This window comes from Oceanobacillus sojae (assembly GCF_007991515.1).
In the GTDB taxonomy this organism is placed as follows: domain Bacteria; phylum Bacillota; class Bacilli; order Bacillales; family Amphibacillaceae; genus Oceanobacillus; species Oceanobacillus sojae.
In genome coordinates this window covers 115,544-129,388 of sequence record NZ_BJYM01000016.1, presented here as the reverse complement: position 1 = coordinate 129,388, position 13,845 = coordinate 115,544, and the positions used below count along the sequence as shown (strand labels likewise).

13 protein-coding genes are annotated in these 13,845 nt (G+C 37.4%); 2 read left to right on the top strand and 11 right to left on the bottom strand.

Annotated elements, in window-relative coordinates; translation table 11 throughout:
* Positions 1-253: 253 nt before the first annotated feature.
* The 5 genes from OSO01_RS17885 to OSO01_RS17865 form a co-directional block, all read right to left on the bottom strand.
* Entirely contained in the window at positions 254-1,297 is a 1,044-nt protein-coding gene (locus OSO01_RS17885) for a ribonucleotide-diphosphate reductase subunit beta (protein WP_147211809.1), read from the bottom strand.
* Positions 1,278-1,724 (bottom strand): flavodoxin, encoded by a 447-nt coding sequence (locus OSO01_RS17880; RefSeq protein ID WP_147211808.1) that lies wholly within the window; start codon positions 1,722-1,724, stop codon positions 1,278-1,280. The genes OSO01_RS17885 and OSO01_RS17880 overlap by 20 nt, the downstream gene beginning before the upstream one ends.
* On the bottom strand, positions 1,709-3,937 hold the full coding sequence (locus OSO01_RS17875; RefSeq protein WP_147211807.1) for a ribonucleoside-diphosphate reductase subunit alpha: 2,229 nt from the start codon (positions 3,935-3,937) through the stop codon (positions 1,709-1,711). The genes OSO01_RS17880 and OSO01_RS17875 overlap by 16 nt, the downstream gene beginning before the upstream one ends.
* A 754-nt stretch (positions 3,938-4,691) precedes the next feature.
* The gene (locus OSO01_RS17870) at positions 4,692-5,216 is read right to left on the bottom strand and encodes a hypothetical protein (RefSeq protein WP_147211806.1); all 525 of its coding nucleotides are present in this window, start codon (positions 5,214-5,216) and stop codon (positions 4,692-4,694) included.
* Positions 5,217-5,225: 9 nt separating this feature from the next.
* Positions 5,226-6,395, bottom strand: coding sequence for a ParM/StbA family protein (locus OSO01_RS17865; RefSeq protein WP_147211805.1), 1,170 nt, complete (start codon positions 6,393-6,395; stop codon positions 5,226-5,228).
* A 606-nt stretch (positions 6,396-7,001) separates the two neighbouring features.
* Here OSO01_RS17865 and OSO01_RS17860 point away from each other — a divergent pair.
* The gene (locus tag OSO01_RS17860) at positions 7,002-8,249 is read left to right on the top strand and encodes a GGDEF domain-containing protein (protein WP_147211804.1); all 1,248 of its coding nucleotides are present in this window, start codon (positions 7,002-7,004) and stop codon (positions 8,247-8,249) included.
* A gap of 103 nt (positions 8,250-8,352) precedes the next feature.
* On the opposite strand, the gene OSO01_RS17855 is transcribed toward OSO01_RS17860, so the two are convergent.
* Entirely contained in the window at positions 8,353-8,838 is a 486-nt protein-coding gene (locus OSO01_RS17855) for a GNAT family N-acetyltransferase (RefSeq protein ID WP_147211803.1), read from the bottom strand.
* Positions 8,839-8,907: 69 nt separating this feature from the next.
* Positions 8,908-9,975, bottom strand: coding sequence for a dual-specificity RNA methyltransferase RlmN (gene rlmN / locus OSO01_RS17850; RefSeq protein WP_147211802.1), 1,068 nt, complete (start codon positions 9,973-9,975; stop codon positions 8,908-8,910).
* A gap of 157 nt (positions 9,976-10,132) precedes the next feature.
* On the opposite strand from rlmN, the gene OSO01_RS17845 reads away from it, so the two are divergent.
* Positions 10,133-11,152, top strand: a complete 1,020-nt coding sequence (locus tag OSO01_RS17845) for an LLM class flavin-dependent oxidoreductase (RefSeq protein WP_147211801.1) — start codon at positions 10,133-10,135, stop codon at positions 11,150-11,152.
* Positions 11,153-11,236: 84 nt separating this feature from the next.
* Here OSO01_RS17845 and OSO01_RS17840 read toward each other — a convergent pair whose 3' ends face one another.
* From OSO01_RS17840 to OSO01_RS17825, 4 genes are all read right to left on the bottom strand, one after another.
* Positions 11,237-12,451, bottom strand: a complete 1,215-nt coding sequence (locus tag OSO01_RS17840) for a cytochrome P450 (protein WP_147211800.1) — start codon at positions 12,449-12,451, stop codon at positions 11,237-11,239.
* Positions 12,452-12,562: 111 nt separating this feature from the next.
* Positions 12,563-13,000 carry a Na+/H+ antiporter subunit G gene (locus OSO01_RS17835; RefSeq protein ID WP_147211799.1) on the bottom strand — a complete coding sequence of 146 codons (438 nt, stop codon included), beginning with the start codon at positions 12,998-13,000 and terminating at the stop codon, positions 12,563-12,565.
* On the bottom strand, positions 12,978-13,262 hold the full coding sequence (locus OSO01_RS17830) for a Na(+)/H(+) antiporter subunit F1 (protein ID WP_147211798.1): 285 nt from the start codon (positions 13,260-13,262) through the stop codon (positions 12,978-12,980). The genes OSO01_RS17835 and OSO01_RS17830 overlap by 23 nt, the downstream gene beginning before the upstream one ends.
* Positions 13,262-13,744 (bottom strand): Na+/H+ antiporter subunit E, encoded by a 483-nt coding sequence (locus OSO01_RS17825; RefSeq protein ID WP_147211797.1) that lies wholly within the window; start codon positions 13,742-13,744, stop codon positions 13,262-13,264. The genes OSO01_RS17830 and OSO01_RS17825 overlap by 1 nt, the downstream gene beginning before the upstream one ends.
* Positions 13,745-13,845: the final 101 nt, after the last annotated feature.

The following is a 13,845-nucleotide window of genomic DNA, read 5'->3' as shown; positions in this document are numbered from 1 at the left end:
CCCCTAGGAAAGCAAGACGGTCCGCCGTAGCGATCGCTGTACACTTTACCTTCTATATTTGTCAACAGATATATGGAGGAAATGATCAACCCCCTGTTCCTATGGATAAGAAGTTACTTTTTAAGGTGTGAAAGTTGAGTTATTTAAAATAACGCATAAGGAATTGAGCCTTAGACAATATGCTTGGTAAAGGCTGCATCTGGAATTATCAAATTTAATTTGTGCATAAAAAAAAGCGCAAAATGCGCTTTTTTTAGAGGTCATCAAAACCATTTAAATCACTTGTTTTTGTATATTGACGTGATTTCTGTTCAAAGAAATCTGTCTTCGTTCCATCGACATTATCTACATAAGCACGAATCCATTTCATTGGATTCTCCACATGTTCTGGATAAAGTTCTTCTAATCCCATCATACGCAGCATTTTATTTGCCCGGTATTTGATATAGCCGTCAAGCTCATCCATATCGATTCCTTCAATACCTGCAAGTACATAATGCGACCACTCTAATTCCAGTTCAACAGAGCTTTGGAAATGATCATAGATCCACTGGATGAATTCTTTATTATTGTACTCTGGATTTTCAGCCAGTGTAGCCCGGAACAGCTCTGTAATAAAACGGCCATGCTCCAGCTCATCACGGTTAATATAGCTGATCATCGTGGATGTCCCTACCATTTTATTTTGTCTGGCCAAATGATAAAAGAACGCAAAACCTGAATAGAAAAACATTCCTTCTAATAGAGAAGTATATACTAATGTCTTAAGGATATTTTCCAAAGTCGGATTTTCGACAAATGCATTATACTGTTCTGTAAGCAGTTCATTCCGCTTCATCAATAATTCATCTGTTCTGCCTAATTGAAACGATTCATTCTGCTCGTTCCAGGAAACAACAGAAGATAGCACATAAGAATAACTTTCATTATGCACAGCCTCCTGCTGGGCAATAACCGCCATAATAGATTGGACAGAAGGATCTGTTGCATACAGTGAGATTAACAATGCTGTCCTTGTTTGCGGCGCATCCAATGTGGATAACAATCCAATTATCTTCAAATAAGCATCCTGCTCCTCGTTACTTAGTGAAGAGAATTGTTTTACATCACTGGACATGTTTATTTCATCCGCTTGCCAGTAGTTTCCAACAAGTCTTTTATACATTTTATGCCAATGTGGATAAGCAATATCATTCCAGTTCAAAATCCCACTTGATTTGCCTCCGAATAAGCCCGTTGATTTATTTGGAAAACGCGGTTCAAGCGTTTTAGCCCGTTCAAGCATAACTTTTTGCATTATCTAGCACTCCTTCCAGCCACTGTTCGATCTTATTCTCCTGCGAACCGCGCGGTGACTGTTCAACTTTAAGAACCGGAAAACTGCTTTCATAAAAACGAGCTAATTTATCTGCAGCCCTGCAGAATAAATCATCCCCGCCAAATTGTGTATCTCCAGTTCCGAAAATAACCATATTTCCAGGTTTATACCCTACTTCCAAAACAAAATCCTTTACCTCATCTGGTGTGGATCCTCTATCCCAAGTGAAGGTCCCTAAAAATACAAGATCATAATAAGCGGGGTCTTTGAGGACATCGATACCGATACGATGCCACTCAACAGTTACCCCTTCTTTATTTAAAAACTCCCCAATATACGAAGCGACCTCTTCTGTATTACCGCTGTAGCTTAAATACGCGATGAGTATCCTCAACTTTGACACCACTCACACTCTTCGACATCATTGGATGTTGAACGAACATAGTAAGTTGTTTTAAGTCCTTCCTTCCATGCCTGTAAGTGTAAATCCAGTAATACAGACGCACGAATCGTATTTGGAACATAAAAATTAAATGATAAGCTCTGGTCAATATGACGCTGGCGTTTTGCGTTCTGGCTGACAGAATAACGCTGGTCGACAATATACGCAGAACGGCGGTATATATTATACGTGTTATGATCCAATGCCGGAGCAGTTACAGGTATTTTAAAGTCTTTCTTCTCTTCATGATAAAATACTTGGAAAATCGGATCAATACTTGCTGTAGACCCGGCAATCATTGCTGTTGTAGAGTTTGGTGCAACAGCCATCAGGTAACCATTACGGATACCATTCTCTTTGACTTCTTCTTTTAACGAAGTCCATTTAGAGTCCGTGTAGCCTTTTTGTTCGAAATAAGCTCCTGTACTCCATTTACTGCCTTCATAAACCGGATAAGACCCTTTTTCCTTACTTAACTCCATACTGCTTTTAATCGTTAAATAAGCAATATTCTCATAAAGCTCATCAGCATACTGAACTGCTTCTTCTGTTTCCCAGCTGATTCCCTTTAATGCTAAAAGATGATGCCATCCAAATGTTCCGAGCCCAATCGCCCGGTATTTTTGATTGGTAATTGTTGCTTGCAAAATTGGCAATGTATTAATGTCAATAACATTATCAAGCATTCTCACCTGAATAGAAATTAAACGCTCCAACACGTCATCGGAAACAGCTCTTCCCAGGTTAATAGAGCTCAGGTTACAAACCACATAGTCCCCAGATTGATATTTTCTTACAATTGTATTTTCATTTTCTAAGAACTCTTCTACAAAAGATGTCGGTGATTGATTTTGTGTGATTTCTGTACATAAGTTGGAACAATAAATAAGACCTTCATGTGAATTGGCATTTTGACGGTTTACTTCGTCACGGTAGAACATGAATGGTGTTCCTGATTCTAATTGAGAGCGCATCAGACGCTTCATTATTTCAATAGCCGGTACTTTTTCTTTTGATAAATCTTCATTGGCAACACATTCTTCATACTTCTTACGCCATGTGCCGTCACCTTTTTCTTCATCATAAAAGTCCTCTAAAGAAAAGCCCATTACCTGACGTACTTCATGTGGGTCAAATAGATACCAGTCACCACGCTGGTCAACCTTTTCCATAAAGTAATCCGGCAAGCATACTCCGGTAAAGATATCATGAGCACGCATGCGTTCATCCCCATTATTCAGCTTTAAATCCAGGAATGATTCTATATCACGATGCCATACATCTAAATAGATTGCTATTGCACCTTTACGTGTGCCAAGCTGATCAACGCTGACTGCTGTATTATTCAATTGTTTAATCCATGGCACAACACCGCTGGACATCCCTTTAAATCCTTTAATAGAACTGCCTCTTGCACGGATTTTTCCCATGTAAACGCCGATTCCTCCACCGTTTTTGGAAAGCTTGGCAATATCAGTATTACTATCATAGATTGCCTGCAGGCTGTCATCCACCGTGTCAATAAAGCAGCTGGAGAGCTGACCATGCGTTTTTCCGGCATTCGTTAATGTAGGCGTAGCTACAGTCATATATAAATTACTCAAAGCCCAATATGCTTCTTGAATGTATTCAATCCGTTTATTTTTCGGCTCATCCTGCATTAAATGCATAGCAATAACTAACCAGCGTTCCTGAGGAAGCTCAAATACACGCTTCTGATGATCTGTTGCTAAATAGCGTGTTGCAACTGTATAAATACCTAAATAGTTAAATAACATATCTCTGTCCGGCACAATAAGGCTGCCAATTTGATCTATTTCTTCTTTTGAATATTTTTCTAAAAATGAGGCTGTATAGATACCTTCATCTGTCAACATTTTGATTAAGTGATAAAAGGAACCATATTTCTCACTTTCATCATAACCGCGATTGGCAGCAGCTTCTTTATATAAATTTCCTACATAAATACGTGCAGCTGCATAAGTCCAATCTGGATTTGCTTCATCTATATTTTCAAGAGCTGTCTGAATCAGTGTATCATTCACTTTTTTACTCGAGGTAACACCTTGTGTTTGTTTTTCTGCTTTTTGAAACCAAGAAGCAGCATCTACTTTTAAGCCTTCCGATGCATTATTAATTTTTTCTTGGATAGATGACGGATTAATAATAATGGTCATGTTTAAGCCTCCTGTAATCATTATATTTCTATAAAACAATTATTTGTAAATATAAAAAAATAACTATGTATTTTTCAAATGATTCTGTTGCTTCTTCCGTACAAATAATAAACGTCTTGCCGGGCAAATCTGCTGATTTATATTTTTTATTATTAAAAGCAATCCGCTACCCATACTAGATGTAGTAGATTGCCTCATTTTTGAATACCATAAGTTGGTGGGATATCCCTGATTTGTATTAGTTTCGACATTTCAGTAATTATCCTTTTGTTTTCACAATATACTATATATAGTGTTAATCAGTTTTAAGTTCGCCCACATCTTGTATTAAACACTATCATAGATTATTCAACTACGCAAGATTTTAATTCAAGATAGTCTGTTTTAACTAGACTCTATTTTTATCTTTTTTTCTTCGTAAAGGCAGGTAATTTCTGCTTTCTTTAGAAGCTTAAAAACAAATAAAAATTATATTGTTTTTATCTTTCAATAAAATCTCTACCAAAGATACTATTTCACTTTTTATTAAACTCAAGTTCTCATTATAGCTTAATTTAATAGAAAGAAAAGTATTTAGAAGCGATTTTTAATGGTAATTTTTTATCCACATTTGCCCCTGTGGATAAGGTGTGGATATAAAAAAGTTATTCAAAACATTTCCACAGTTTTATCCCCAAATATATTTGAAATGTGAACACTTATTAAATAGCGAAAGAAAACAGCTCCTGTTCTCATCAGGAGCTGTTTTCTTTCGCTATTTATTCATACTTGAAAAGAAATCACTTAATGGATCAAGCTCTTCCTTGTCTTCATCATCTTCTGCAGAATCATGAATGTTTAGTTCATCTGCATTTAAATCATCCATATTCCAATTATCTTGAGTGACTTCCTGCTCTTGGTTTGAGACATAGCTTTTCGATTCTTCTATGCCTTTAAATATATTATCTGTGCTGTTATTCATGGAAGTTAAAAGGGCAGTTGCACGCATTGGATCGGTTAGCAATTGATATAAAATCGTTCCAATCAAAGCTTCAGAGTGTTCATGCTTCAACCAGCTCTTTTGCTCTTTTGTCAATGATCTGGGCAGAGGGATTGTAACAGTTTCCCTTTCTTTTACACTCATATCATTTACACCTTTTAAGACGAAACTTGCAATTTTACTTGAAAAGTTTCTCCGTTCGGTTTCCTTCAATTGCTGCAGCTGTCTCAGTAAGTATTCAGGAGTATCTGAAGGAATTCGAAATGTGATTGTTTGTCCTCTTTCGATATTCTTTCCCATAGGATCACCTTACTTTGCTTTCGTAGTCTTCTCTTCCTTCTTCTCAGCTTTTTCATTTTTCTGTACAAAATCAGTAATCAATTTATAGTATGCGTTAGCCATCATCCAGATACTTTCACTCTCATCTTCAAAGAATTCGATGTTGTAGCCATCCAGTTTATTGTTTAGAGCTTTGATATAATCCTTAAGAACTGCTGATCCTCCTCCGACAAAATAGCAAATCTCTGTCTGTGAGTTCCTGCTCCATACATTGCGCAGATAGCGATATTCTTTCTTGGCAAGCTCCAATAAAATATGATCTGTTATATCATGTACATTGGTACGGCTTCCTTTTACCATAATGTGATTGCGGTCATTTTTTCTTGTGATAATATCAACGACATCTCTTCTGCTATCCAGCTCTACACCATGCTTTGATCTTATTTCTTCACGGATTTGTTCCAGAGATTCAGAAACACCTATATTAAATCCCTGTGCTTTATCGTCATCCACATTTCTATTGCGAATAACTGCGATATCTGTGGATAACCCGCCGATATCCTGAATTAAAATTTGTTTGTCAATTAATTCCTTGTTGATAACTTTTAAGTCATTATCCATAATTAAATTGACGTAAGCGGCAAATCCTTCCGGGTATACTTTTACTTCATCAAATTTAATATTTACTTTCTTGCCCTGATGTTTAGGAGTAACTAGAAATTCTATTTGATGCACTGACCCTAGCAGGCGAGAGCGGTACCCGACGTCTTTTCCTTCTTTTACTTCCCTGAGAGGTAACCCTGTTCCTAATGTATAAAGAGCGTCATAAACATCATTCTTCTCTTTAAACGCGTCGCTTGATACAGCATCCAATGCTAAAGCAGCAAATAACATAACTAATGTCTGATCTTCTTCTGATTTACTGCTTCCTGGATCCAGCTCCTGAGAGTTTGTTGTTTTTGTAGCCAGATTTCCCACTCTATATATAATGTTGTTTTCAGATAGGGCAGGGGAGTGGATACGAATATGAATATTATCCAATACTTCCTTATTATCCAGTTCTTCAATTCCAATTACAGGTCTATCCTCTAAATCTGGCGCTACCACATTAGGTATGTAATATTCATTCTCTAATTTACCAAAATTACCTTTTAAGGCATCGTTCCCAACATCAATTGCTGCAATTCTAGATTTTGTCATTTTCATTCTCCTTCCAAAAATAAGATTTTATAATGTACCTTACTTTTTTAAATAAGATACAAATATATGGACATTCTAGCAAACTATCTCTAATCGAATGTACATAACATAATTAAAAATCTATGTTTCTAGAATAAACGTATTCATTTATTTTCTCAAGTCTTTCGACAAATTGTTTACATGTTTGTTTTTTTGTATACTTTATATATCCTTATTAAATCAAGTTTTACACGATTTTGTACACAAGTAAACATTTTTGTTTATAATTGTACACAAAACTTGTTTACTTGTGTACAATTATAAAGATATTATTTTCGACATATTATAACCAGTTTTTCTATTTCAAAAAATAAGAAGAAAGACTTGTTAAATATCCCAATTTTCTATAAAATATGATTTGATAAATAAACATTAGTAACTTATAAAATGTTTATTTCTGTATATTTTACCCCTAAATAAAATCTTGTAAATATATTTCCTTCTACCAATCAAAAGGCGGTCAGCTATGTTTGCATATCATATAATTAGGTCTAAAAACCCGAGCCTTTTTCACTTGATTTATATAATATTTTGGCTATTATTTCATGAAATGGAGAGGTTTTTATTATGATCCGATTATATCTGCGATTTGTAATTATATCGATCTTTATTGCCGCTGCCGCATTATCCATTAAATATGGCACACTAATTGTTGATGTAAATACCTACTTTACATTATTTACATTGTACATAGTCTTTTCTGTTCTGTTTGTACACTTAAGAACTCTCGTTAAAACCGGGACAATGAATGTTGACTACAGTATTTCTTACAGCTTCTCTTTTGTCCTATTAACTGGACCTTTAGGCTTATTTCTATTTGAATTAGTTAATCGTTTTTATGTATACTTCCATAGGAAAATTACAGGAACTGCTGACGAAGATGAACTGTTACATACTTTTTATAATATAGGCGGTCCGGTCCTTTTCCATTCTTTTGGATTTTATTGCTTTCAGCTTATATACCCTATGATTTCATCACTTCCTTTTGCATTCTGGTTATTTGTTTTCTTTCTCACTATTATAATGGACATTATTTCTTCCTGCTTCATATTAATACTTATGTTTATTACTAAAAATGTGCAATCTAAACAAGAAGCAATTGAATTTATTACGGGAAGAAGTATGCTTGACCTGCTTAAAACCGCATTGACTAATGCCCTTCTTTTCACCTTCATTACTTTAGGACAATGGGAAGCTGTTATTGCGATTTTCTTGTTAAGCTATATTGTAGGACGCGCTGGAATATTTCACACAAAACTTTTGCTGCAAAAACAGGAGAATGAGCGTTTCAAGAAAATGGCATATACTGATTTTTTAACGAATATCCATAATCGTGCATACATGAATAAGGTAATGAAGGAATTAAACGGTAATGAAGAGAATCTTGCAGTGGTTATTGCTGATATTGATTCATTTAAATCGATCAATGATACTTTTAATCATATTATTGGTGATGGCGTAATTCAGCACTTCGCCAAGCTTTTGCAAAAGCATACAGCCTCATGCGACTATGTATTCCGTACTGGCGGAGAAGAGTTCACCCTTATTCTAAGAAATAAAACATATGAAGAATGCCTGATTTTCCTGGGGCAATTACGAGATACTATTTTGGATACACCTGCAGAAACTGAATTCCGCTCCAAGACAGTCAATATTCCCTATACTGCTTCATTTGGGATGTATTATATACAAAAGGATAATCGTATGGAGCTAAAAAAAGCATATATGAAGGCTGATGAATTGCTGCTGGAAGCTAAACATAATGGTAAAAACAAAATCATCTCACAAAACAGCAGCTTAAATAAGCTTAAATAACAGTGGATTTGGCGAATAGTATTTATATGAACATAAAAAGCTGTGAATTCGATAAATTATAAACGAATTTACAGCTTTTCTTAAAACAGAATTATATTGTTTTTCATAGCTCTTTGATGTACCAGAGGTCCATTGCAGTGTGCTCGCTTCCTTCCAATGGTTTCTCTAATAACCGAAAGCCATATTTTTCATATAAGCGTCCCGCTGTTTCCAGCTCATGTCTTGTTTCTAAATAGCATTGCTTAAAATGCATAGAAGCATAGCTCAGGGCTGTTTTCATTAATTCCCTGGATAAACCCCTGCCCTGTGCTTTTTGAGCTAAATAAAGCTTCTGCAGCTCACAAATAGAGCGTTTCGCATCATAAACACCTATACCGATTCCCCCGGCTACCTCTCCATCCACCTCGATAACCCAATATTTATCCTTTGGACGTTCATTATAGTATGTACTTAGGTGCGCGAGCTGCGGATCTGTGTAAGCTGTGCCCTCATGATCTAAATGATGCTTCTCTAAAGAACGTTTAATGATGGCTTCTATGACCTTGTCATCCTTCGCTTCAATTTCTCTGATTACAACAGATTTATTCAACAAATACACCCCACTTATATAAAGAAAGAAGCCAACTCATCCCTGAGTAAGCCCCTTTTACTTCCTAGATTAAACTGCTTTTTCCTTTTTGATCTGCTTACTTCGTAATTGTCCGCAGGCTGCATCAATGTCTGCACCATTTTCCCAGCGGACACCACATTGGATACCTTCTGCTTTTAAGGTTTCATAAAAGGCTTGAATATTCTCTGAGCTGCTGCGTTGATATGCAATATGCTCATCAACCGTATTATAAGGGATCAGATTAACATAAGCAAGATGACGGTGGCCGCTGATTAATTTAGCCAGTTCACGTGCTTCCTTCTTATGATCATTAACATCATGAAGCATGATGTACTCGTACGTAATACGGCGATTCTTCTTCTCTAAATAGTAATCTACAGCCTTCATCAGTTTTTCAATTGGGAAGGCACGATTAATCTTCATGATTTTCGTACGTAATTCGTTATTCGGTGCATGTAAAGAAATAGCCAGATTCACCTGGATTGGTTCATCAGCAAATTCATACATTTTATGTGCCAATCCACTTGTTGAAACTGTAATATGACGCGCACCAATATTTAATCCGCCGTCATCATTAACGATGTATAAGAAATCCATTAAGTTCTTATAGTTATCCAAAGGCTCTCCGATTCCCATAACAACAATATGGCTGACACGGTCTTCTTCTCCACGCTCATCCAAATGTTTTTGTACATTCATAATTTGCTCAACAATTTCTCCGCTGGTCAAATCGCGGTTTTTGCGCAATAATCCACTTGCACAAAAAGAACAGCCGATATTACACCCTACCTGTGTTGTCACACAAACAGACAGTCCATAATTAAAGCGCATCAGTACTGTTTCAATAACATTGCCATCCGCCAGTTTAAATAGAAATTTAATTGTGCCGTCTTTTGACTCTTGACGAATTTCTTCCCCCATTGTATGCAGAACAAAATTTTCCTTCAAAAGGTCAATTGTTGACTGATTAACATTATTCATATCTTCAAAGCGGCTGATCCGCTTTTTATATAACCAATTCCACACTTGATCAGCGCGGAACCGTTTTTCACCATGTTCCATTAACCACAACTTCAATTGTTCATATGTTAATCCGTAGATAGATGAATTACTCATCAATATACCCTCATTTCCATTTTTTCTACTTTCCCTATATTACTTGATTAAGACAAGCTTAGCAAATAGTTTTCACCTTCTTTTTAAGGTATAAGTTCAAACATTGGACGGTATAACAAGAAACCTTTATTATTTTTATTAAGTAAGGAGGGATTTAATGGATACTCAATCATATAAAACATTTCAAAATATACCTTTATCTGTTCTTGATCTTGCCCCAATTATTGAAGGCGGCGACGCCACACAGGCATTTCAGGAAAGCGTCCGTCTGGCGCAGCATGTCGAAAGATTAGGATTTCACCGCTATTGGTTTGCAGAACACCATAACATGAAAGGAATTTCAAGCTCGGCTACCTCTTTATTAATAGGTCACATCGCCGGCCATACCAATTCCATTCGTGTAGGTTCAGGCGGCATCATGCTGCCAAATCACGCAAGCCTGGTTATTGCAGAACAATTTGGCACACTTGAATCCCTTTATCCAGGTCGTATTGACTTAGGATTAGGCCGCGCACCCGGAAGTGATCAGGCAACTGCCTTTGCTTTACGCCGTACACTGCATGCCGGTCCGGAGGAATTTCCGATGCAGGTTAATGAATTACAGGACTATTTTTCAACTAATCCTGTATCACGAGTGAAAGCAATACCCGGGCAAGGACTGGATATCCCGATCTGGCTGCTTGGCTCGAGTGATTTCAGTGCGAGATTAGCTGCTGAAAAAGGCCTGCCATTTTCATTTGCCAGCCATTTTGCACCTGCATATACCGTTCCGGCACTGAAGCTCTATCGCGACCGTTTCCAGCCGTCTGAAGCACTTGATAAGCCGTATGCAATGGTAGCAGTAAATGTTATTGCAGCTGATACAGATGAAGAAGCAGCGCGCTTAGCCACCTCTCACCAGATGCAATTTTTAAATCTGCGAAAAGGGAAAGAATCCAAGCTGCAGCCGCCTGTTGAAAGCATGGATGCAATCTGGTCACCAGCGGAAAAGGCTGCTGTTCAAGAGTCTTTGAGTCCAAAAACAACGATTATCGGCAGCAAAGAAAATGTCCGTAAAGGATTGGAAGCATTCCGAAAAGAAACAGATGCCGATGAGATTATTATCACATCTCAAATCTACGACATTAAAGCAAGACTCGACTCCTATTCTATTGTAGGCGAGTTAATGGATGAATAAATTAATGATGGTCTTCCTTAAGAGAAACTCACTCTCACAAGGAAGACCATATTTGTTTTCAAAGCTTTCATCCTTCCGGCTTCTTTAATTGTCTTCCAAAAACCCTTCATGATAAAACTCCAGACGAATACCATTCTTCGGTCTTGCCGGAATTTCCGTACCCCGGCAGGTGAACTCTTGATTCGGTACAATCCAGTCTGTCTGCAGCAGATACGATAAGCTCACTTTCATTAACTGCATTATTACACTCTCTTTCACAAAACCAGGTGAAGTATCACTGACTAAAAATCGATCAGGCTGAAATAATTCTGGCTGACTCCACTTCCCAGGATGATGGTTTGTACCATGTATATCAAATAAGACAAGCTGATTCTTTTCAAAGAACATATCCTTCCAGAAGAATTGCTCCTGTGTCTTTGCTGCTGAAAAAGGTACCATAGAATAATAACGGATAACCTCATGAATAAAGCAGCCGACATATTTCTGGTCAATTCGCAGTCGTTCTTTTAACTGCGGATTCTCAATCAGCGCTAACTGGCTGAAGACAACCCATCGGCTGGAAGCAACGAAGGTCCGGATGAGTAATAGTAACTCCTCAACCACTGTTTTAATCGGTAAAATCCGACCAGATTCATCCTCATACCAAGATAATTTATAAAGGAATTTATCTTCATCGACATGGACTCCTCCTGCTCTTAGCTGACGGACTAAAAATACGAGCCACTTTTCAATTCGATTCTTCGCCTGATTCCTTTTCCAACGATTTAATCCATACTTTGAAAACAGTTGGACAAATTCCTGAATATCCGTTGTACGCTGCTTCAGATTATTTGCACGAATCGGAATTCCTAACCAGTTACAAACAGCAATGACCCACATCTCTTCCATTTCGGTCACAAAATTAATGGACGGATTGGTCTTCCATGCCTCTATTCTTTCTTGCCAACGCTGCCGAATAATCGCCTCCAGCTCTTCCCGATTTTCTGCAGTGAAGACTTCTTGAAACCACGCTTTCTCCTGATGGTAATCAATATCCGCCAAATAAAATACGCCATTTTCTTCCGTCAGCAAACCAGTAGACAGTTCAGAGATACTTCTCTCAGCTTTAAACTTACTCGTATCCCTTACTAAATCTGCTGCCTCATCTGCACGCAGCATCACCAGCTTTCTCCCGAATATACGCGACCCGATAACATCTTCCTGATATTCGTTCATTCGTTTAGAAAAATAAAAATAACCATCTCTTAAAAAATCTATCGTATGATCCATTCCTTTATCCTGCACGATTGGTTTTACCATGTTCTAACCCCCTAGTACTTCTCTATCCTACTTCCCTCTTCACCGCTCTTAAAACCTGTCCCTATCTTAAAAGTATGCACCGTTTTCTTAGGATTATAAACAAAGAGCACTCTACCTAGAATGCTCTTTGTCTGCTACTTTCTCATCCTCTATGATTACTTCACCAGTTTCACTACGCTCTTTTTCCGCTTCTTCTCTGACTTGATCCATCACATCTTTCAGCTCATCCTCAACTGTTGTATCTGCCATTTTCACATTCGCCCGGTAAGCAGCCCGGGTAATAACATGTCCGGCAACTGGAGCAGTCAAAAACACAAAGGCAATTCCCAGCAGCAGACGAACACTGTAAAAACCTTGATTGGAAGCAAAATAAATAAATGCTCCAACCAGAGTTAACAGAACCGCAAGCGTAGAGCTTTTAGTACCTGCGTGGGATCGTGTAAAGACATCTGGCAGACGAATGATTCCTATCGCGCTGATTAACGCCATAATCGATCCGGCAAGCATAAATAAAGCAGCAATAAACTCAATCGTCCCGTCTATATTCAAGAATGACCCCCCTCTCAATATATTTCGAGAAGGCAATGGTACTGATAAAAGCCAGAATAGCTAAAATCAATATAACCTCTAAAAATGCTGTTGTTGTCAGCATGACAGATACAATCGCTATGGAAGACACAAGCATCACACCAATCATATCTAAGGCTACAATACGGTCAGGAAGGCTCGGACCGATAATAATCCGAAAAACACTGATACAAATCGATATTCCATAAAATGTTAAGGCAACTGTCAACATTCCTTGAACCATCAGCGCGTCACCCCCATAATCGCTTTTTCAAAGTTATCAATTGACTTTAATAATATATCTTTCGACTCTTCCACATCCATTGCATGTATATAAAAGGCATCCCCATCTTCTGTCACCTCTATGACAACAGAACCAGGAGTTAATGTTAATAATAGAGCCAATGCCGTAATTTCCCAATCGCCCTGCAGAACTGTTTCGTATTTAAACAGCCCCGGCTTAATTGAAAGCTTTGGTTTTAAAATTTGTCCAAGAACCATTTTTGAAGAAGAAATAAGCTCTCTTGTAAAGATAAATATAAGCTTTATTAATGCAAAAAAGCGTGATAAATAAAAGCGTTCTCCGAAAAATCGATGCATTAAAAATACGATACCGATCCCAACGATGTAACCTGCTACAAATGTTGTAAAACGAAGTTCTGATTCATCACTGATCAGCGTCCATAATACAGCGATAAAAACATTTAATAAAAACTGTGCCGGCATTCTGCATTCACCACCTTGTTTTTTAAAAACTGACCGGAGAATATCAACCTGATCTCAGAAAGGCAGACCAGATAATTCGAGCTTAAAATATTACATTCCAG